The 20,305-nt window shown below is 61.1% G+C and carries 23 protein-coding genes; 17 read left to right on the top strand and 6 right to left on the bottom strand.

Translation table 11 applies throughout. From position 1 onward, the window contains the following. The first annotated feature begins 341 nt into the window (after positions 1-341). The 8 genes from EYW47_RS42005 (at position 342) to EYW47_RS41395 (ending at position 8,894) form a co-directional block, all read left to right on the top strand. Positions 342-923 carry a hypothetical protein gene (locus EYW47_RS42005; protein WP_240763856.1) on the top strand — a complete coding sequence of 194 codons (582 nt, stop codon included), beginning with the start codon at positions 342-344 and terminating at the stop codon, positions 921-923. A 147-nt stretch (positions 924-1,070) separates the two neighbouring features. Continuing rightward, positions 1,071-1,871, top strand: a complete 801-nt coding sequence (locus EYW47_RS22530; RefSeq protein WP_133197060.1) for a hypothetical protein — start codon at positions 1,071-1,073, stop codon at positions 1,869-1,871. 91 nt (positions 1,872-1,962) lie between these two features. Continuing rightward, positions 1,963-4,272 (top strand): AAA family ATPase, encoded by a 2,310-nt coding sequence (locus tag EYW47_RS22525; protein ID WP_133197059.1) that lies wholly within the window; start codon positions 1,963-1,965, stop codon positions 4,270-4,272. Beyond that, positions 4,269-6,218: a UvrD-helicase domain-containing protein gene (locus tag EYW47_RS22520; RefSeq protein ID WP_133197058.1), complete on the top strand. Its 1,950-nt coding sequence runs from the start codon at positions 4,269-4,271 to the stop codon at positions 6,216-6,218. The genes EYW47_RS22525 and EYW47_RS22520 overlap by 4 nt, the downstream gene beginning before the upstream one ends. A gap of 1,191 nt (positions 6,219-7,409) precedes the next feature. Then, the gene (locus EYW47_RS22515; RefSeq protein WP_133197057.1) at positions 7,410-7,646 is read left to right on the top strand and encodes a hypothetical protein; all 237 of its coding nucleotides are present in this window, start codon (positions 7,410-7,412) and stop codon (positions 7,644-7,646) included. A 6-nt stretch (positions 7,647-7,652) separates the two neighbouring features. Then, positions 7,653-7,919, top strand: coding sequence for a hypothetical protein (locus EYW47_RS22510; protein WP_133197056.1), 267 nt, complete (start codon positions 7,653-7,655; stop codon positions 7,917-7,919). After that, positions 7,916-8,560: a hypothetical protein gene (locus EYW47_RS22505; RefSeq protein ID WP_133197055.1), complete on the top strand. Its 645-nt coding sequence runs from the start codon at positions 7,916-7,918 to the stop codon at positions 8,558-8,560. The genes EYW47_RS22510 and EYW47_RS22505 overlap by 4 nt, the downstream gene beginning before the upstream one ends. Beyond that, a complete protein-coding gene (locus EYW47_RS41395) occupies positions 8,544-8,894 on the top strand; it encodes a DUF6283 family protein (protein ID WP_205710129.1) in 351 nt (116 codons plus the stop codon). The genes EYW47_RS22505 and EYW47_RS41395 overlap by 17 nt, the downstream gene beginning before the upstream one ends. Before the next feature lie 77 nt (positions 8,895-8,971). Here the strand turns inward: EYW47_RS41395 and EYW47_RS22495 are convergent, their stop codons facing one another. Beyond that, a complete protein-coding gene (locus EYW47_RS22495) occupies positions 8,972-9,427 on the bottom strand; it encodes a hypothetical protein (protein WP_133197054.1) in 456 nt (151 codons plus the stop codon). Between the two features lie 30 nt (positions 9,428-9,457). On the opposite strand from EYW47_RS22495, the gene EYW47_RS22490 reads away from it, so the two are divergent. Together EYW47_RS22490 and EYW47_RS40995 are read left to right on the top strand one after the other, a co-directional pair. Beyond that, positions 9,458-9,709 (top strand): hypothetical protein, encoded by a 252-nt coding sequence (locus EYW47_RS22490; RefSeq protein ID WP_133197053.1) that lies wholly within the window; start codon positions 9,458-9,460, stop codon positions 9,707-9,709. Positions 9,710-9,762: 53 nt separating this feature from the next. Then, entirely contained in the window at positions 9,763-9,933 is a 171-nt protein-coding gene (locus EYW47_RS40995) for a hypothetical protein (RefSeq protein ID WP_165976652.1), read from the top strand. 370 nt (positions 9,934-10,303) lie between these two features. Here EYW47_RS40995 and EYW47_RS22485 read toward each other — a convergent pair whose 3' ends face one another. The 4 genes from EYW47_RS22485 to EYW47_RS22470 form a co-directional block, all read right to left on the bottom strand. Next, positions 10,304-11,698, bottom strand: a complete 1,395-nt coding sequence (locus EYW47_RS22485; RefSeq protein ID WP_240763855.1) for an AlbA family DNA-binding domain-containing protein — start codon at positions 11,696-11,698, stop codon at positions 10,304-10,306. A 57-nt stretch (positions 11,699-11,755) separates the two neighbouring features. Then, positions 11,756-12,568 carry a DUF2971 domain-containing protein gene (locus tag EYW47_RS22480; protein WP_133197051.1) on the bottom strand — a complete coding sequence of 271 codons (813 nt, stop codon included), beginning with the start codon at positions 12,566-12,568 and terminating at the stop codon, positions 11,756-11,758. A gap of 82 nt (positions 12,569-12,650) precedes the next feature. Then, a complete protein-coding gene (locus EYW47_RS22475; protein ID WP_133197050.1) occupies positions 12,651-13,088 on the bottom strand; it encodes an SET domain-containing protein in 438 nt (145 codons plus the stop codon). Between the two features lie 119 nt (positions 13,089-13,207). Continuing rightward, complete coding sequence (locus EYW47_RS22470; RefSeq protein WP_133197049.1) at positions 13,208-14,938, bottom strand: site-specific integrase; 1,731 nt, start codon at positions 14,936-14,938, stop codon at positions 13,208-13,210. A gap of 262 nt (positions 14,939-15,200) precedes the next feature. Between EYW47_RS22470 and EYW47_RS22465 the strand changes: the two genes are divergently transcribed. From EYW47_RS22465 to EYW47_RS22435, 7 genes are all read left to right on the top strand, one after another. Next, positions 15,201-15,542, top strand: a complete 342-nt coding sequence (locus EYW47_RS22465; RefSeq protein WP_133197048.1) for a hypothetical protein — start codon at positions 15,201-15,203, stop codon at positions 15,540-15,542. A 143-nt stretch (positions 15,543-15,685) separates the two neighbouring features. Continuing rightward, complete coding sequence (locus EYW47_RS22460; protein WP_133197047.1) at positions 15,686-15,979, top strand: H-NS histone family protein; 294 nt, start codon at positions 15,686-15,688, stop codon at positions 15,977-15,979. 322 nt (positions 15,980-16,301) lie between these two features. After that, on the top strand, positions 16,302-16,544 hold the full coding sequence (locus tag EYW47_RS22455) for a hypothetical protein (protein ID WP_240763854.1): 243 nt from the start codon (positions 16,302-16,304) through the stop codon (positions 16,542-16,544). A gap of 433 nt (positions 16,545-16,977) precedes the next feature. Further along, positions 16,978-17,226, top strand: a complete 249-nt coding sequence (locus EYW47_RS22450) for a FitA-like ribbon-helix-helix domain-containing protein (RefSeq protein WP_133197045.1) — start codon at positions 16,978-16,980, stop codon at positions 17,224-17,226. Continuing rightward, on the top strand, positions 17,223-17,657 hold the full coding sequence (locus EYW47_RS22445; RefSeq protein WP_133197044.1) for a type II toxin-antitoxin system VapC family toxin: 435 nt from the start codon (positions 17,223-17,225) through the stop codon (positions 17,655-17,657). Before EYW47_RS22450 ends, EYW47_RS22445 begins: the two co-directional genes overlap by 4 nt. Before the next feature lie 18 nt (positions 17,658-17,675). Then, positions 17,676-18,779 carry a hypothetical protein gene (locus EYW47_RS22440; protein WP_133197043.1) on the top strand — a complete coding sequence of 368 codons (1,104 nt, stop codon included), beginning with the start codon at positions 17,676-17,678 and terminating at the stop codon, positions 18,777-18,779. Positions 18,780-18,897: 118 nt separating this feature from the next. Further along, on the top strand, positions 18,898-19,203 hold the full coding sequence (locus tag EYW47_RS22435) for a hypothetical protein (RefSeq protein WP_133197042.1): 306 nt from the start codon (positions 18,898-18,900) through the stop codon (positions 19,201-19,203). A 336-nt stretch (positions 19,204-19,539) separates the two neighbouring features. Here the strand turns inward: EYW47_RS22435 and EYW47_RS40990 are convergent, their stop codons facing one another. Further along, positions 19,540-19,872, bottom strand: coding sequence for a hypothetical protein (locus tag EYW47_RS40990; protein ID WP_165976651.1), 333 nt, complete (start codon positions 19,870-19,872; stop codon positions 19,540-19,542). Between the last annotated feature and the right edge of the window lie 433 nt (positions 19,873-20,305).

Raw genomic sequence — 20,305 nt, 5'->3', positions numbered from 1 at the left:
ACATGTCCGCAAGTAAAGTTCCGGCGTACTTTTCTTTGCTGGTTGCCGTCGCTGCGGGCGTGCTCATTTCCGGGGCCAACAGGACTACGTCAAGCAGCGTCATTCCTACTCCAGAGATTGCGAGCGCGCCTGTGGTTGCGACTCAGCAGCCTGAAGCATACGTTGGCAAACCCGTCGTCTGGAGGTCGCAGACTCTGAGTATGGGGTCGTTGCGGCTCCACGCGACGCTCCCAGCATTGCCGGGAAATGCAAAATGCATAAAGCCGGAGCCGACGGCAGACGAGGTCAGTATCTGTCAGCCGTCTGAAGCAGGCCCTGATGATCCACACTGGCAGGTGCGCGTGGTTACCCAGAGAGACCGCTTTGTGCCGGTGACATGGTTTGAGGATGAGATCCAGTCGTTGCGTACGCTGCCAGCAGACGTACTAACCCGGCAACTCGGCAACGAGGCGAACCGCGTAACAGGTGCCGCTTTTACAGAAGCCGAGCTCGTTCCTCAGGCAAGTGCCCCGGGCGCGGTGGCGATTCAGGGCGCCGCGTCAGGACCGCCTGCTTTCACGTCGTCGAAGCAACAGTCATGCATCTACGCGTACCTGCTGGCGGCCAATCGACCAACGACTGTGCTCTATTGCACTGCAAGTTTCGGGGATGCGCTTGTCGGAGCGACGACTATCATCGCGTCCCTGATGAAGTCGAACCCTTCGCTTGAGTACAAGCGGTCGAGTGCGCAGGCCGCGGAGCGCGGCCTCTATTTGAAGCGCCTGAAAGCCGCTGGCGGGGCAGCCAATTCACCGGACCTTGTGGCATCAGAGCAGGCATACGAGCAGGTGACCCAGAACGAGTGCCAGAAATATCCGCCCATATCGCAGGAGCGGTTCCAGTGTTTCGAGGGATTCGCGGCGAATCGCCTGTCGACACTGTGACAAGATTTCGACGTAGAGATTTGGCCAACTGCGGAACGTTAACGGTTGCGCAGTGGAAAACACGGTTGGCTACCGCGTGAATGCGCTGTAGTTCAGAAGAATTCAAGACCAGCTTTTAGCGCACTCAATGTGCTTTCGGGGAATAGTATGGCAGCGCTGGGAAGTGGTTTGATGGTCGTCGGTGTGCTGACTGCGCTGGTTGGCATAGGGGGATTCGTTGACACGCGCAAGGTTGATCGACGATTCAAGACGGGCTACAAGAACAACGAGACCGACAACAGGAATTTTGGCCGTGCAGGGAAGATTTTGCTGTACGGAATTGGCATTTGTATCGTTGGCGGGGCCATCAATAGCTTCTTTGACACCAATAGCGGCTCGGCTGCGCCCACGATCGCCCAAAGTCAGGCCGCGTCTGCCCCAGAACCGGTCCAAGCGGTTGCGAGTGAAGCGGACGCAACCGGGGCGGGCATGGTCAAGCTCGATCCGAATGACGCACAGCCGTCACAGCAAAGCTCTGACGCAATTTCTTCTAACGAGCGCGTGCTGAATGCAGATGTCAATCCTGCAGATACAAGTGCGCAGGGAGGATCGACGCCGGGTTCTGACAGCACTGGGGCAGGCCCGACAGGGACGAGCCAGTCGCAATCGTTCTTGACGAGCTTCGATTGCAGACGTGCAACGCATGATGATGAGGCTGCCATCTGCGGTGACGCAGGGCTGGCGGCCATGGACCGACAGTTGAGCCAGTTGTATAGCTCCGCGATGAAGACAATCTCGGATCCACGAGCTCTAAAGCAGTCGGAGGCTGATTGGGTGCTTACGCGGCGCATGTGCAATAGCGACGTTGACTGCCTTCGCCATCTATACGGCGAGCGTATTGGTCAGTTCCTGGGATCGCTGGGTTCGAAGCCGTTGCTTGCCACGGATGCGCAGGCCGGCAATCCGTAACAGCCAACCACCCGAAGCCCTATTTCCAAGGCGCCATAATGCATTTGATTGGTACTGGCGCCTCTCTACGTTACCGTTGAAAGGTGCATCTATGTCACGCGTGGTTCCCGCTATTCCAGTGTCAGGAGACATCAAACTTCGATTTCTAGAGCTTTGTCAGTTCCGCCGACTCGGCAAGGTTCAATTGGACATCGACAAGAAGACCACCATTTTGGTTGGCGCGAACAATAGTGGGAAAACCTCGGTGCTTGCGGCTCTCCGCCATTTCCTTGCGGACGGTAGTCCATTTGGAGCGTTCGACATCAGCCTCTCACAGTGGCCAACACTGCGATCTCTTGGAAAGACGTGGGAAGCACTGACAGACGATCCCTTAACTGTCGCTGGAGATGAGGAGCAGTGGAAAGAGCAGTTTGAGACTCTTCTATCGACCATGCCGACTTTGGATCTCTGGTTCGACGCTGAGCCGGGTATGTATCACTACGTGGCGCCATTTCTTTCCAAGTTCAGCTGGAAAGGTGGTGCCGTGGGTATTCGACTGCGTTTGGAACCAGCCTCGAGTGTTGAAGAGTTAAAGCAGCTCGCCTGGACGTATCACACGGCACGCGAACCCGTGAAGGATATGGGCGCGGACTCCTTGGCCTGGCCTATTGACCTCCTGGATTTTTGGCTTCGAGAGCCGTCAAAGCTCGGCCAGGTGTGTGCGTACAAGCTTGATGCAGAAAACAATCCGCTAGCTGGTTGCAAAACCTATATTACCCAGAAGCTTGCCGCAGATGCCAGCCCTATTGAGCGCAAACACCTGTCTAAAGTAATACGCGTGGACTTTGTCGCTGCCCAGCGAGGCTTGGGTAGTGAGGAAGCTGAATCGCGGTCCGCATCCGGCCCTCATCGAGTCGGTATGTTCTCCAACCAGCTCCTCAAGTTTGCCCGTCAACACTTGAACGTCGCAAGGACAGGGCATGGTCATCGAACGGACCTCATCAAAGCCGTGGCCGAGGCTCAGAGGGAGCTTGACAAGAAAATTCACGACGCTATTGCCGATTCAGTTGAGGAAGTGAAGGAGCTTGGCTATCCAGGTCTACACGACCCACAAGAGATCCGCTTCCGAACGCGCATCCAGACAGCGGATCTGTTAGACCATGGAACTGCGGTTCAGTACAGCATGCAAAAGGATTCGCTCGAAGAACTCCTTCCCGAACATTCCATCGGACTCGGCTACCAGAATCTACAGTCCCTTAGCTACCAGCTGGTTTCGTTCAAGGCAGCAAGGCTCAAGCCGGAAAAGGGGGCTCCTGCGCCCGTTCACCTTGTAATGATTGAGGAGCCGGAAGCACACCTCCACGTCCAGGTGCAGCGTATCTTTCCAGATAAGGCACACAAGCTCATCAGCCCGACAGACGCAGACGCTTCGGCCCTCAAGAGCCAGTTACTCATTAGCACTCACTCGAGTCACCTCGCGCATGCTGAAGATTTTGACCGCCTTAGATATGTTCGTCGTATTGCGAAGAGCGCGGCGAACCCGATGCCGACCACTGAAGTGGTCAATCTTGGACAGGTCTTTGGTAATGACAAAAAGACGCGTCAATTCGCCGAGCGGTACTTCCGTGTCCAGCACACCGACCTGCTTTTCGCCAATGCTGCCATCTTTGTGGAAGGCGTCGCCGAACGCATGCTCGTTCCTCTCTTCATGGAGCGGGATTTTGAGGAGCTGAACAGTCGTTACATATCGTTTCTTGATATCGGTGGGAGTCATGCCCACCGACTCAAGCCACTCGTCGAAAAACTCCGGATCCCCACTGTCATCATCACTGACGTCGATCCCTGCGAAGAACAGGATGGCAAGCCAAAGAAGAATGGTGAGCCCACCAAAAAGCTGGTTGCGGTTGCGAACATGGGCCAGGCAGGACTTCACTGTGGCAACCCGACGCTGCGTGGTTGGCACCCTAAGCTCCAAAGCCTCGAAGACTTCAAAAATCCTACCGACGCTCAGCTGGTATGGAGCGAGAACGCAGACTGCCTCGTACGGTTCGCCTGGCAGTTGCCAGTTGCTGAAGCAGGTGGCAGTTGGCCCAGTTCCTTTGAAGACTCCCTCGTTCTTACGAACATTCCTTGGTTCAAGAGCCTAATGGAAGAAAAGGTCGATGATGACGGCGTAGACGTCGAGCCGCCGACCGGTGCACTCGGCTCTGTGGCCAAAGCGGTGGCCGAGTCCGGAAGCGTTGCCGACATGGTTGCGGAGCTCCATACGGTAATGCACAGCTCGCTCAACAAAGGCGAGTTCGCCGCAAGTATCTTTGAGAAGCTGTCCTTCGGTGAGCCGGTTGCTTGCCCAAAGTACATCGCGGACGCGCTGTGCTGGCTGCAGGCGCAGCTTGAACCCAGCAAGGAGTCGACGGCATGAGCGCGATTCCCAGCTTTGCCGACAACGACCGCGATGCTGGAGTCGTCGAGGAAATTTGCGGGTATCTCACGGATGAGCCGCCGCGCAGCTACTTTCTCTTTGCCGGCGCCGGTTCCGGCAAGACGCGTACCTTGGTTGAGGTGCTGCGTCGCATAACGGGCGTCGTGCCGCACGAAAAGGGCGGGCAACTCGCCCGACGACTGCGCATGTATGGTCGCTCTGTACGTGTAGTAACGTACACGAAAAACGCCGTCGCGGTCATCAATGGCCGTCTCGGAGACAACGACCTGGTGGAAGTCTCTACAATTCACGCGTTTTGCTGGGGGCTCATCAGCGGATTCAACGACGACATCCGTGCAGCGCTTGTCGCCATCAAAAAAGCTCAGTTAGAAAGGGAAACGGCGGAAGCGGTGGCCAAGCCGAAGGGCATCACTCCTGCGAAGCAGCGAGACCTTGATGAAATCAAGGCAGACATCGAGGCATTCGAGCAGACGGATATGTTCATCTATCATCCGGACCGCGAGACACACGGCCCGGGTGCGCTTGCCCACAAGCACGTGCTGGACGCGACGGCTTGGCTGCTACAACACAAGCCTACGCTGCAGATGATTCTGAAGGATCGCCACCCCATTGTTCTCATTGATGAGTCGCAAGACACAATGAAGGGAATGCTTGATGCCTTGATGAGCTTTTCGGAACCGAGGGGTAGCGGCCTCACCGTTGGACTGCTCGGCGATCATCGGCAGCGCATCTATCCCGAAGGCCACTCCGACCTCCCCGGCCTGGTTCCAGCGAGCTGGGCGACGCCAGAGTTGCAAATGAACCATCGCAGCCAGCGTCGAATTGTTGATCTCATCAACAGAATTTGGGAAGCGGAGCTCGAGGGTCGGACGCAACCGGCCAACGGCGTGGAGCAGCATGCGAGAACGGAGAAGTCGGGAGGAGTGGTTCGACTCTTCGTTGGCGACACATCACGCTCACCGGAAGAGAAAGTAGCTGGCGAACAGTGGTGCGCAGACCAGATGCGGCGAGCGACTGGGTCTGACGCCTGGAGCCAAGGTCAGTATCAGCTGCTTGCGCTGGAGCACAAGCTCGTCGCAACTCGTGGTTCGTTTCTCGACGCATACAGCGCAATGGCACTGATCGACCCGAATTCGGCCGCGCCCTCGGGGAGCGGGGAGAACAAGGGGCCCTCCGCTGTACAGATGCTTCTGTATGAGCTCGCGCAGTTGGAGGCGTGTGTCGGTGCTGACGGCACTGTTGACGAGTTCCAGGCGACCGAAGTTTTTCGCCGCTTCGGCTGTCTCGACAGTATGCCGGAGGGCGCGGTCGAGCGAGCAACGCGTGTCGAGGAGATGCTTCAAGCCATTTGCGCTTTTGCGACGACCATCGCAAATCCTGCGGCCACTGTGGAACAAGTTCTCGCGCCAGTATTGGGTGCGAACTTGTTCGAGGTCGATGATCGCCTTTCTGAGGCATTTGCAGACAAATCTCCCGCGCCGGCGGCTCCGGCTCGGGGCGAAGATGAGTCTAGGAAGGACCGTATGCGTCGGGGTTGGTGTGTGCTGTTCGCCACCCCTTGGCGTCAGTTGCAAAATTACCGGGCCTACCTTGCAGGAAATTCCGTGCTCGCCACTCATCAAGTAGTCAAGGGTTCGGAGTTTCCCAACGTCATGGTCGTAATGGACGACAAGCTGGCCGGGGGGCATCAGATTTCGTACGACAAGATCTTTGGCGGAGTCCAACTCAGCAAAGCGGACTGGGACAACGTGGGAAAAGGAAAGGAGACCACCATAGACCGAACCTTGCGTCTGCTGTATGTCACCTGCAGTCGAGCTAAGGAATCGTTGGCCCTAGTGCTTTGGTCCTCTGATCCCACCGGTGCTCTGAACAGAGTCAGGGAGAGCGGTTGGTTCTCGGCTGGTGAGTTTGAGGCAATTCCGTAGCCCACAAGCATTGTCTTGTGAGGGCTGCACGCTCGCCTACTCTTCGCCGACACCCGGAGCCGTGGAGCGAAAAACTGGCCATTTGCGTATGCACGTTGTCGTTGCTCACCGGTGTGACCTTCAGAGGATCCAGTCGCTGGCCTTCTCAAAAAGCTCGAGGCGCACGGCACTGGGTATGTGGTCGTACTCGTTGACGATATCAGTCAGGCCTTCGATCAGCTCCGTGCCGGGCTCGCTCCGGTCACCAGTCCGGTCGAAGGCGCGAATGCGAGTTCCATTTTTCCAGCATGGTCTCTTTATAAAGTGGTGATCTTAGGCAGTAAAAGCGCTCTCGCCAAAGTCGACGACGTTGGTGGAGAAAAACCGTTTCGTAAAACACAATAAATCTGTCAATCCAGATTCACGCGGAAAGCCCCGTCGCGCAATGAAAGTGGTGTGGCGGATTGACAATTCTATTGCCACTCGAAGCGCAATGAAAGCGTTAATTTACATGCGATCGTATTGAATGTATCAATTCGCCTGCAACACGGCGAACGCTTTTCGATGGTCTTGTCTCTAACGAAAATCGTGTTGGTTGCATCAGAGACAGTTGGTCTAGTCAGCTGCTACCCGCGCGTGACGGATCGAGACGCTTCGTCAAATATTTGGTCTTCCTGCAGCGACCAAAATGCGCCATCTCTCGAATCTGCGCCTACCCAGCGATCGCTGAGGTGATTATCTTCTCTGAGTGTCTCGGAGATGATCAGACAGAAAAACCTACCTATTCTTATGTATAAGTTTCATTTGCATTAACATCGGAATCCTATTCAATGAAAATGCGGTCCATGAAAGGATGCGTTATGGTCGGAATCCTGAGGGATTCTCCAGTGCTGGTATACCTTGTGGTGCCGCGACCGACTCATCAATCGCCGCTACGTTTGAAACTGCAATCTGCTTGCCTCGCAGGAGGACGGCTTCCTCCCAATGTGATGATGGCTGGTTTGCGTTGCTATGCCGTTGCCACTGACAGCTTCTCCTCTCTTGGGCGGCAACCTGATGTCCGATTGACACGTTAATGTCGCAACGGTGACAGATTTAATATGTTCTACGCCAGGGGATGACCGCCCCTGTGTACTGGATCTGAAGTTACCCCGCCAGGCACGCGGCGGCGGTCAGGATAAGATACGGAAGCGACGAAATCCGGAGAGATCAATGGCTTTGCGTGACGGAACGTATCTGGCGCGCTGCAAGGAGCGAAGCGCCTTGTCAGCCGCAATGAATGGACACGGTCCCGTCTATCCACAGGCGCGATGCACGGTGGTGAAGGGGCAGGCGATTTTTGATCGCGATGGGAGGGAGCTCTGGCGATGCAATGCCGCATACGCGGAAGTGCATTTCGAGCTCGATAGAATTGAGGTTTCGCGAGATTCGGCCGGAAAAGGCGCCTGAAAAGCCATGACACTATCTTTCGATGAGATCAGGACGCTCTACCGGCAGGCGATCGATCCCCGGGCAAGTGACCACGAACCGTCAGTCTGGTGGGACGCTGTCGCTGAAGAGATGCGCGAGGTCATGTCGGCCAGCACTGATCGGGAGGCAGCGGCGCTCATCGAGTGGTGGCACAACGACTGGACGTCGGTTTCCGATACGCCAGTGGCGGCGGCGCGGAGGATCCGTCGTACAGCCCGCCAGATGATGAGCCGCGTCCGGGAGCGGACATGATGCGAGCACATATGCCGTCGGACTATCAGATCGACTCCCCGCAAACGCGGGACAGGGTGATGCGTTTCTTCAGTGAGATTGGAATTCGCGCCCGCTACGAGACCGGCGCGAACGGCTTTTCAAAAGGGTGCCGTCTTGACCAGGGGGAACTGGTCGTCGATCCCGCATGCCGTATCTCGACGATGCTCCATGAGGCGGGGCATCTGGCGATTACGCCACGCTGCTTCCGGTCACTGATGGACGGGAACCTTTATGCGGGCCAACGCGAAATGCTGAGGATGGTCGAGGATGCCGGCCTGCACCCGGACGAACCCCTCTATCGGGCTGTGATTCAATGTTCAGATCCGGAGGCGACCGCGTGGGCATGGGCTGCGGGCGTCGAGCTTGCGTTGCCCGGCGAAGAAATCATTCGTGACGACGAATACGGCGGCGACGGTGAGGCGATCCAGCTGGCCTTGCAGATGCGTGCGTACATGGGTGTGCACGGGCTCGCGCACGCCGGGTTTTGTGCGATTCGTGAGCGTAACGGCAAAGCCGCCTGGCCATGCCTGAATTTCTGGACGCAGGAAGTTGGCTACCCGGCGCCGGGCGAGGCCACTGTTTTGACGAAGGAGGATTGGCAACTTGAAGACGCCAGGTAAGCCTTGCGCATCGTGTCCCTGGCGCCGCGCAGCGGCGGCGGGGGATATCCCAAATTTCAGCCTTGAACTGGCCGAAAAGCTGGCCGCCACTTGCCCTGATCATCGCGGCATGGGACCCGATTTCGGTGCCAGCATGTTTGCGTGTCACCAGTCGCGGGAGGGAGAGGAATTTGCCTGTGCCGGCTGGCTGGCAAAGGTTGGTCATTGCCATCCGGCAGTGCGTTTTGCGGTAGCGTCTGGCCGCCTCGATCCTGCCGTACTGGCGCCCGACGATGACTGGCCCGAGCTGCATCACAGCTATGTGGAAGTGCTGGACAAGCTTCGCGCCTCCTGAGAGCGGCGATGCCAACGACGACGAAGCCTCTACGGCACGGCCAGCAAGCAACTTCTCACAAGCTGCTGGATGGACAATCAACGCATGGGGAGATCGTCCCCGGGAGTAAGGAGGCAGCGCCAGTCGAAGGCGATGGATTGGAGGCCAATGCGGGTATGCAACCAGTGTTCGCGAGGGAAATAGCGCGCTTCCTGCGCTGGCTCAAGGTTTTTGAGGGCGTATCCCGAACACGCCCCATGGGGATGTCGCGATGGTACAGAGGGAACGTGCTCGCCGCGTACTGTAGAAGTGGCACGCCCGGAGCTCGTCTGCGAGGTGGCAAAGCACTTTGCCTCGCTAATATTGAAGTGAGCCCGGAGTACCGCGGCAAGGGCTTCTTTACGTTGTTGATAGAGGCCATAAGCAGCGAATTTGAGTTGCGTTTCGATCGCATCGAGATCCAGGAGGTACAGAATGATCGATTCGCTATTTGGCTGGAGCGCAACGGATTTCAACAAAACGGACGAGCAGGAGCGCTCGATGGTGTTGCTCACACGTTCAGTCGTCCATAAGGTACCAAAACGATGAGTCTTACATCTCTACAGGCCGAACACGTAGCGAAGGTCTACCCGGAGTGTCGTGCCGAAATGACTGGCTATCTAAAAGGTTCTGCTCAAGTGGTCATTTACCGGCAAGACGAATGCGGTGACGATGTGCCGCCCTATGCGATTCGCGTGGAAGGAACCGACTTCTGGATTGATTGTTGCGCAACACCTGAGGATGCGAGGAAGCGTGCGGAAATGCTCGGGCTCATGGTTCTAAAGGTACAGGGCTAGCCCTGGATGTCGGATTTGTGCGAGAGCGTTTCCAGCGCGGTTGTGAGACGTGCATGGAGTCGATCGAGTACCGCCCGCGCGTGTTCCTGGCGATGCGCGCAGCGCTCGTCGGGCGGCTTGTCCCGGATCGCTTCAACATCCAAAACAAAGAGTCCGCATTGCGCTGCCCTGCGGCCCGGAAAGGAGCGCTTATCGGCACCACTGCGGCCGGATCGCCTTGGTGACCGTTCGCGCAGATTCTCAGGTGACACTTTCAGTTCGCAGGCGCCACGCTACGAATTCCATTGAGGATCTTGTTGATTTCGCCGCGACGGGTGTGGTTGTTGACACATTTACCGTCGAAGTTGTGACACTTTTAGTACGGTCTACGGGAGGCTGAAACTAGTCCTCCCCGGTAAGAAGAGGCGCCTGGATGCAGGGCGGCGCGAAGTTCGTCTTGCTCCAGGCTTTTTTCTAACCCGTCAATAACAAATGATACAGACAGGGTAAGAAATTCGCCGCGATAGCAAAAGATGGCTTGCCCATAAGGAGGCAGATTAACGTCATCTACGGCTACGCCCTTGATCTCCCCCAGTGACCACATGAGCAGTGCACCTAGATCTGTGCCCTGCGCTCAACCAGTTGAGCGGACAGTTCCTCGATCGTCTTGGTACTCAGCGAGAAGCCGTCAAAAAGCCCATAAAGCGGCTGCAGCATTGACGTCAATAATCCACCGATCGCTGAAGGCGGTGTGCTTAGGGGTACGGACTGGTCAAGCGTTATTTCATCCTGGTACGCTTTGCGGCCCGGAGAAATGTAGCGTCCCGGAATAATCCATGATGTCAGCTCCCGATCACGAAGGCCGGACCACCGGAAAGCGAACTCTAGCGTTACACTGTCTTCATCGCATCCCATCGCCTTGGCAAATGCCAACCCCACTGCGATTGCTTCTGCACAGTCGAAAACCGGCATCGAAATATCGAATGCCGTTCCCGGTTCGGGGCTCCGGTTTGTCGACCGCATATCGTCGTATAGCGCGCGCAGATGGTAAAAGGCCCCTTTGGGATCAAACTGCATGAAGTCAATATGTCTCCCGAACTGGACTACGAGCGCCTCCCACTGATCCTTGTACACGTGTGGACGATCCGCGGCATGCTGGAAAGAAGTGCTGCTAAACCATACTGGCCAGCCGGTGTATTCAGGATTGCTCGCACTCACCAAATTCATGAACTTGCCCAAGTTCTGCGGCGGAACCTCTCCGTCAAGGATCATCGAGACCTCCCAAAACCCCGTTGGTGGTAGCGTTAGCGATCTCTCGGCAACGACCTCCGTGAAGCGTTCCCGTCCCCGGACCAGCGACGTCCCCGGGTCAACTGTTTTGCCCTGGGGCTCGGTGCTTTCCTCACCCACTGCGCCCAGAATCTGCTTTAACGCGCCGGCGGAGAATCCTGTGAGGTGCCGGCGCAAAAAACGTCCGATGTCCGCTTCGCGATTATCGAAGCAGATCTCCGCGATCCTCTGCCAGTCTCTCCATTGCGCAGACGCCGTACTCACCGTGTTGTTGCTTGAAAGGGTCCGCACGAACACCGCGTGAATCGGGACGAGCGCTTTCTGGTTGGTGGCATCCTTCAGTTCCGACTTGGTCGCGACGGGGGTACGAACCCCCGCCGGTACGCAGATGACTGGAAATTCAGCGCCGTCATAGTCGACGTACTGAATCGCGATCTCGAAAGGCTCCGAAGCGAAACGGCTCACGAGCGCCTGTATATCGTCTTGCACAAAGACAGCACGAACATCCTGCGGGCTACCAGTGTGGACAGGCTGCATCGTCTCATTATCAAATCCAATGACCAACCTTCCACCACCGTTGTTTCGCAACGCAATGAGCGCTCTGATGACCTTCGCTTGCCCTTCTTGTTGACCCGGATCAAACCAGCGCTTGACTTCCACCGCGTAACTTTCGGACAGGCTCTGAAGGAGCCGTCGCGTCTCATCGATTGTCGGGAACACTGAATGGCCTCGCGTAGCAATTTCGACGGAACACAATTATCGCGTACATTCTGGACGCTAATGACCCGCATGGATGTCCGTAAATGCCAGCCCATAGACATCTGTACGGCGCCGAGCGCGTCTTACTGCAACTCGTGGTCGGAACTGACGCACCATTTCGACGATCGCGTCGGCCTCACCGTCAGTGCAGCCGCATCCGATGATGATTCGCTCAAGCGCGTTTTCACTCATTGCTACAAAGCCATCGCTTGCAGTGGGAACTCCTAGGCTCGCGTATTGCGGGTTCTTCGCCACCACCCGGAATTCGCGTTCGTAGCTCCAGACGTCCGACTTTGTTAGCAGGGCTTTTGTCATCGCATCGTCTTCATGCTCTGGCAACGTGCTCAGCGGTAAGCGCTCTTGATACGAGACTTGGCATGCCCCGACAAACGGCTCGCTCCGCACATTAAACTGAAGGCAAATTCCTTTGTGGTCACCGCTGTAGTGCGACCACATCAGCATGTTTTGATCGCTTGGGGTCAGGCAGTAAACACGATATTCGTCATTCATCCGCACACCGAGGCTGCGCGAACAATCTTCCACCATGAACCGGAGCAGCTCCGGATTCCTGCGCATTTCCTCGGCGTCCGTATCACGGGCCTGAGGAAGGCGCATGAACCACGCGATGTGTTCCTCGCGGCCGGCTTGAGTGTCAAGGGCGGACAGATCGAACCACGGGCGACAGTCCCACGGGTCATTGAACCGGGCCGGACTCGACAGATAAAGCCTGTTTGATCGCAGCATCGCCTCGAGGCGAGTAGACGCCTGGCCACCATAACGTTGATAGTGGTACAGGTACCGGATTCGCAACTGCGCGGCTGTTGTCGGCATAGCGATGTTGGAAGGAAGGCCGAAAACCGCATTCTAGGGTAAAGATTCTCGACGGAGTGGTCGACAAAAGAGTCCGGCTCGGTTAGACGTGGCCGAGCATGGTTCTGCGGCAACACCTTATCCCGCAGCGGCAGGCGTATTCGCTGAGGGATTTCCTGGACGGTTTCGATGGAACCTCGAGCGCGTAGTCGATGAAGAGCTCTTCGCCGGGCGCAATGTTGCGGATGGCCTCGATGTAGACGCGGCCGCCTTCCTGAGCCGCTTCGCAGTTTGCGGAGCACGCATGGTTCAGCCACCGGGCGCCGTTCCCGCCGCGCCCGCCATCGATCACCCGCCCGTCGGACAGGCCGAACAGGAACGTATGGCTCTCATCGTCGCGTCGCACGTAGTGACGCGACGCTTCCCGCCAGGTGGTTACGAGCCCCCGGTATTCGAACACGCGCTCACCACGGGAAAGCGGACGAAGGGCGAACACGCCCTTGCCGTGGTTCGGGGAGCGCCGGACGGAAACGCGTTTCATGCTGGGCAAATGGAAGGAGGGAGGCCTGGAGTAAAGTCGCGGAAAAGCCCACCCACATGTGGCGGCCGACACCTCCGCGTGTCCCGCTCATGGGCGGCTGCATATGAGCGACCTCATGTTCATTTTGCTTTGCTGAACGCCTCCGCAATCTGCCGCGCGCGCTTGACCTCGTCGCTGTGCAGGTAGATCGAAGTCGTCGACACCGAGGCATGCCGCAGGTTGTCGCGCACGGTGGTGAGCTCTGCGCCGCGACCCAGCGCGTGCGTGGCGTGCGTGTGGCGCATCCAGTGGGGGCTCGCGCGGCGCAGCTTTTCCGCGAGCGGCGCGTGATCGGCCTCGATGGCATCCGCAGCCAGCACAAAGAACCGCCGCATCACCATCCACAGGCGCACGCTGCTGATCGCCGCGTCGCGGTCCGCGCGGGTGCCCACGTCAAGGCTGCCGATCATGGGTGTTTGCGGATTCCAGCGCACGGGCAGCACCGGCAGGCCGCGTTCGGCGAGATAGCGTGCGAGCGCGTCCCACGCGAGCGGTGGCAGCGCGACGCGTGCCAGTTTCCTGCCCTTGCCTGTCACGCGCAACCAGTGGTCGCCGCGCGGATCGGTTTCGACGTGTCCCAGCGTCGCGCCGATGAGCTCGCTCGCGCGCAGGCCGGTCGCATACCCGAAATCCAGCAGGAAGCGCAGCCGCTGCGCCGCCGGCGCCGACCAGCCGTACGACCATTCGAGCCCATCGGCGATGGTGCGCACGAGCGCCCATTCGCCCTCGCTGAACGCGTGCGAGGTATCGAGCACCCGGGTGCCGGTCGCGTCGCGCACCTTCACGCCGGCAAACGGATTGGCGAGCACGTAGCGCTGCTCGATTAGCCAGCGGAACAGCGCGCCGAGAATCGACAGGGCGTGCGCGACGGAGCGCGCCGAGAGGCTGCCGTTGAACGGCCGCCAGTCCGGCGAGGTGCGCGCCCGCACGGGACCCACCCAGCGGCCGCGGGGCGAGGGGTGGCGCAGGAAGGTGCGGTAGGCGATGGCGTCTTCGGTCGTGAGCGACGACAGCGCCCGTCCGCGCTCGACGATGGCCCACAGGATCAGCCGCTCCGCTTCCTTCCGGTAGGTGCGCTGGGTGGCGGGCGATTCGTGCAGTGCAAGCCAGGTCTGGACGGCCTCGTAATCGTTCGACGCGTCGAGCGTGCAGGTGGCGGGCGGCGCGCGGAAGGTTCCATCGGAGCCGTCGACCTCGTGCGGCACCCGGATCGCTTCCCACGGCACGCACATCATGTCCATCGGGCCGCGCCGGTCCGCGACCACGAGCGCGCGGGCCTTTTCCGTGAGGGCGGGCCACGCCGCGAAGAACGCCTCGATCGCGCGGGCGCTGGCCAGTCCGAGCCCCGGCACGGCTTTCCACCACTGGCGCCGGCGCGGGATGCGCACGGTGAGGTCCGCCAGCGTCGTGATGCCGTGCGCGTGCAGCACCCGCACCGCGCGCGGCGCGAACCACTGCGCGATGGCATCGGCGATCTGCGGCTCGGGTGGGCGCGCGGTGCGCAGGGCGTCGATCGCCTGGGCGACGGCCTTCGCGTGCCGTTCGCGTTCTTCCGCGGGATGGTCGAACAGGGCTACCCAGTCGTCGCGGTGCGCCGCGCGCGCGCGCGCCTGCAGCCGGCGCCGGAGGGTGCCCAGCACGCCGCGTGCGGACTTGCCGTCACCGAGCCGCGCGGGCAGGTAGCGCGCCACGGCCTGGCGCACGGACAGGCCCGAATACCAGGCGCGCAGCATGGCGAGTTCATCGGCATCGGGAAAGCCGGCGGGTTCGGGGGCAGGCGGGGCGGGCGGCCGGTCAGGACGATTTGTCATGCACGGAGTTTACTGCGAAAATCGATGCATTGTGATAAGAAGGATTATCTTAATGGCTTGGTTGTGTTGCACATTTTTGGGAAAAACCTGGATCCGCTTTGGCGCGGCGGTGGTGCTCTACGGTGCTCTGGCGGCTTCTGCGATGGTCAGCGGGTAGCGATGAAGCCGGCTGCGCCAGGGGTTTGCAGCGCAGCGGGATTGATGCCGGGATGGGCAGGTCGCCCGGTCTTCCCAACAGGTTAGAACAGCATTTCCCCACGATATGGCCGTCCGCTTCGAACTCGTTGCTCTCGCGCTGCCCGCCGGCTGCGCCCCCGAATCCCTTCCGCCGCCGGTCGCGGCACTGGTCGCCGCGTGCTGGCCAGGTATGAGCCGCACCCAGCTGCTCGATCGCGCGCGGCGCGTGGCCCTGCGCATTTCGTTGCGCGCACGACCTGAATCCGGACCCGACGGCCTGCAGCTGTATTCACTGGTACTGGTGGCGGAGGGCGTCCGGGCCGAGCTCGTGGCCCATGTGCGCCGCCTCGCGCGCCGTCGCACCGCTCACCGCGCGAAGGTCTCGCTGCCGCCCCCGCGGGATGTGCGGCAGCAGGGGTTGTTCTAGTCACTGGTGGACCAGCTGCAGGCGCGCCAGGGGGCGCGTGCCGGGTCTGGATTCCCGCTTGCGACTGGGGGGCAGCTGCCGGTCGCACTGACGCGAAGCGGGCTATGATCGCCATCACCGAATCTACGTGGGGGAGACGAATCTTGGCGACATTCAAGGAGCTGAAAGCCCAAATGGCCGAGCTCGAGGCGCAGGCGGCGGCGGCCCGGGCGGCAGAGTTTCAGGAGGTCCTCGCGGACATCCGGGCCAAGGTGGCCGACTACGGGTTCACCGAGCAGGACATCTTCGGACGCGGGCGCGGCAGACCGAGGAAAACGGCCGAAAGCGCTGTGCCGGCCAGATATCGTGATCCGAAGACCGGGGCAACCTGGTCGGGCCGGGGCCGTGCGCCGAACTGGATCAAGGATGCGAAGAACCGCGACCGGTTCCTTCTATGAGCAGAGTGTCCCGCAGCCAGGGCTGCGCACCGGAGGACAAACCTCGGGGTGGATTAAGGTCCCGAGGCGGGGGTATCGCCTCGGTGACGGATGGCAATACTGCCGTCGTGCAGGGGTGAGTGAACGCGTACGACGCCATCGGGCAAGGGCGCGATGCAAGCCGGCGAACGCAAAGCGTTGCGGACTCGCCGACGCGTGCGGGCAGGTACCGCGTTACGTGTTCCTGACGCGCAGTGCATGACGTCCGGGAGCCTCCGCGTAGAATGCGCATACGTTGAGAATTGCGGAGCGCAGGTTGGTCAGGCCCAGGAAAGCAGAAAAATTGAAGGTTGTCGCAGTCCGCATCGATCCGGCGATCGAGCGCAGGCTCCGGCTTCTGGCTGAAACGAGTGGTCGCAAGCCGTCGTTCTTCCTGCAGCAACTGATCGAAGGCGGCATCAGCACGCTGGAGGAGGTCTGGCTGCCCCCGCGCCTGCTGGAGCAGGTCCGCGCCGGCGAAGTCCCCGAGCCCGCCGCGTCTCGCGTGGGCCCCGATCTGTTCGACGAACCTGCGTTTGAGCGCTGAAGGGATGCGTGCCCAAGGCCTGGTGTTCGCGACTGTCGGGCCATGCGGGACGGGCAAGCCCGTTGTGCCCCTGCGTCGCTAGCGGGATGTGGGGCGCAAACAATCTGTCACCGCTTCGGGCACGTGTCGTTCGAACGTCATCGGTGGCTCGGACAGGGTTTTTCGCCCTATGCGGTCATCTCCGAATACCGGGCGCTGCGCGCCAGTGTGGTGAGCCACTGGCTGATCACGGGGACCTGTGGTGGCATGGATGCGTTCGCCGGGCGGGTCGAAAACATTCACTTCCGGGACGCGCTGACTTTCACTTCGTCGGACGCCCGCCGGGCCCGGCACGGGGGCGAAGCGCCCGTGTGCCGGGGTGTAGTCAATGAATGCATTGACTGCAATGCATTCATTGACTACAGTGAATGTCGTGTACACCCCGGAGGCTCCCATGGCCATCATGACCATCCGCAATCTTGACGAGCCGCTCAAGGCGCGCTTGCGCATCCAGGCCGCCCGCCACGGGCGCTCGATGGAGGAGGAGGCGCGCGACATCCTGCGCAGCGCGCTCGCCGCCGAGCCCCTGCAGGGCGACAGCCTGGTCGACACGATCCGCCGTCGCGTGGCGCCGTTCGCGGGCGTCGAGCTCGAGCTGCCGCCCCGCGAGCCGATGCGTGAACCGGATCTGGGCGTCGCATGATCGTGCTCGACACCAACGTGCTGTCCGAACTGCTGCGCCCGGCGCCGGAACCCGCCGTGCTGGCCTGGTTCGGCCGGCAGCCGCGCGCCGCGCTGTTTACGACCACGCTGTCGCGCGCCGAGATGCTGTACGGCGTGAACCTGCTGCCGGCCGGCGCGCGACGCGAGGGTCTCGCCGCCGCGATCGCCGCCATCTTCGACGTCGACTTCGCAGGCCGCGTGCTGCCCTTCGACTGGGACGCCGCTGACGCCTGGGCCGTTCTGGCCGCGGAACGCCGGCTGGCCGGCCAGCCGGTCAGCCAGGTTGACGCGATGATTGCGGCGATCGCGCGCTCGCGCGGCGCGGCGGTTGCGACGCGCAACGTGAAGGATTTCGCGGGCTGCGGGGTCGACCTGGACAATCCCTGGTTGATGCGCGGCCAGGCGAACTGAACCCGCCGGGAGGCCACCGTGACTCACAAGACGCGCGGAACACGGCACGAATACGACCTGCAGACCGATGTGCTGGCAACGATCGTCGCGACCACGCCGGTCACGAAAAAGCACGCCGCGCTGCTGACGGCATTCGCCACACGTACCGACTGGCGCGCGGCGCGCTATGTCATGACACGCGACACGTACAGCGACTGGCCGGCGCGCGTGATCGATGGCGAGGGTCGCGAGATCGCCCCCGACTACCGCGCATGGATCGACGCACAGCTGGCCGCACACGGGTCGGTCAGCGCGGTGATCGACGCACACCGGGAGAGCGGCTACTGGCTGACCGAGATCCGGCCGCTGCTGCATTACTTCGTGCATGACCGCGGCGGCGCCCAGGACAACTTCGCCCAGTTTGCGGTCTGGGAGGAGCAGGAGTACGTCGAGCGCGCCGTGTTCCCGTCCGACCCACGCTGGGGTCTGCCCGATGTCAATGAGCTCCGGCGCGCGTCGGGAAACGGGACGGAGGAACGGATCGAACGGCGCACGCTGGGTGAACCCCGTTACACACTCCAGGAGGCGACCGACATGCAGCGGTTCGTGGCGCTCGCTGGGGCGACCTGGCACGCGCGGCGCCAGGCCGAGGGCGACCGCCGGCTCGTGGAGCGCAATCTCACTACTGGCGAGGCGCGTGAGCTCACCGTGCGCGAGCTCACGCCCGGCTATGACCGGCAGCGCTGGCCGGGCCGCCGCTTCTTCGACGACTGGACGGACTCCAGCGCGGGCCACGCCGGCGAGCGTGCGTGCGCGCGCTGGACCTTCAATACGTCGGATTACACCGAACCGGGGGGCGGGCGGCACCTGAATTTCGTGCCGCAGTGGGCGCATACGCGGAAAATCGCGGCCCTGAAGGACACGCACCGGCTCGATGCCTACGGTCTGTACGGCAGGCTCAACCAGTTCGACGAGCGCATCGGCATGCCGTTCGCCTGGTACTTCTACGGCCTGCACGGTAACCTCGTGAAAAGCGGCCAGATGGAGCGCGTGCTCGAGGCGGCCGAGGCCGGCCTGATCGTGCTGCCGGAGTGCGACTATGCGGTGCTGCGTCGCTGGCAGCAGGACCCGTACGGGTTCTAGCAGTGGCTGCGCATACGTAAAGGACTGCCGATCAATGAATGCGGGACAATGCCCGCCAGGGCACGGCCTGTTCCTCATTGACACGTGCGGCGAGCCGGTGTTCTCACGGGAGTAACCGATGACCATAGTTATTGCGGTGTGCTTCGTTATCACAGCGACGGGCTGGGGCATGAGGCGATGGGCGTTCGCGTTTCTCCCCGTGGGCCTGATTTCACTGGAGCTTGTCTCTATCGCCTGCGGCTGGCTGTTTATTTTCACGATCGTCCGCTTCGACCAGTACGGATCCCTTGCCGCACCTGCCGCGGCAGGTTGTCTCGCGGCTGCCTTGATGGCGCGGGTGCTCACGAAGCGGTACTGGGCGGCCGTCAAGGCGGAAAACGCCCGCAGGGCCAAATTCCCGGCCGTTCCGGGCCGCGGCGATTGAGGCGCTGGAGCGCTCTTGCCCCCTGCAGGCACGTCCCCTGCGCGGATTCGTGTCCTTCCGACGCGGGTGTATCAGACGATGGCCAGTTGATCTGGAGGTGAGGATGGAAGACACAGCGCAGGTTCTCTACGTGTACCGGTGTCCCGCGTGCAGTGCCTGGGGTGAAGTCCGCCTGCCCGACGACACGCACGACGGCGAAGCGGCCCGCTGCAGGTCGTGTGGCGGCCCGGTTGTCCTCGAGTGGGATGGCGGGGTCACGCTGCACGTCACGCCGCCGGCCGGGGACGACAGCGCGGATTCCCGATGACACGCAACGCCCCGCCCGTGCGCCGCGCCTCACCCGCGCCGATTTTGCGCTGTGCCGGGCGTGCGCCTCGAAGGGGTGGACGACTCGGCGCCGCACGCGAGCGACGGAACCGCGGGCACCGACGTGCGGATCACGCGGCAGATCGCGCTCATCCGCGACACGCTGTCGGCCGCCACACGCCACACGCCGCACGCCGCACGCCGCACGCCACGCGCCACGCGCGCGTCACGGACGCCGCGCACCTGTTGCGCCTGAAACCGGGCAGCCTGCGTGACCAACTCGCCGCCGCCGGGCTCGCACCGGAGACCGGCGCCGCCGCTGCTCGCGCACCTCGGCACGGGCAAACCGCTGTCGGCCAGCATGGTCCGGGCACTCTTCAATCGGGTATTCGTGCGCGCGGCGGACCAGCTGGAGCGGACGTATCCGGGTGCCGCGGCGGATCTGCGACGCGCGAGCACGCACTGGCTTGGGCGCCCGCACTCAAACATGCGCTGGACGCCGGCGGCGTCGTACGCGACTCGCAGGTCGGGCCGGGCCATGCGAGTCTCGCGACGACGACGCTCCACACGAAGGTCGACAATGCGCGGCGTTTCGGACTCGTCGATCAGTTCTTTAACGCGGCGGTGCGGCCAGATCGGGATGGGGCGGCGGGAAAGTGAAAAGGCGGCGTGGCCGTACTTTCCTTGGGCGGCCCAGGCGGCCTTTCAATGATTGTCTCCACACGCCAGACGAACGACCCGGAGCTCAAAGAGCACGTCGCGCGTCGTGAATATGCGGCATCCCCGAACGAAGCGA

The organism is Paraburkholderia silviterrae (assembly GCF_004353915.1).
Lineage (GTDB): Bacteria > Pseudomonadota > Gammaproteobacteria > Burkholderiales > Burkholderiaceae > Paraburkholderia > Paraburkholderia silviterrae.
This window is presented reverse-complemented; position numbering and strand designations above follow the sequence as displayed.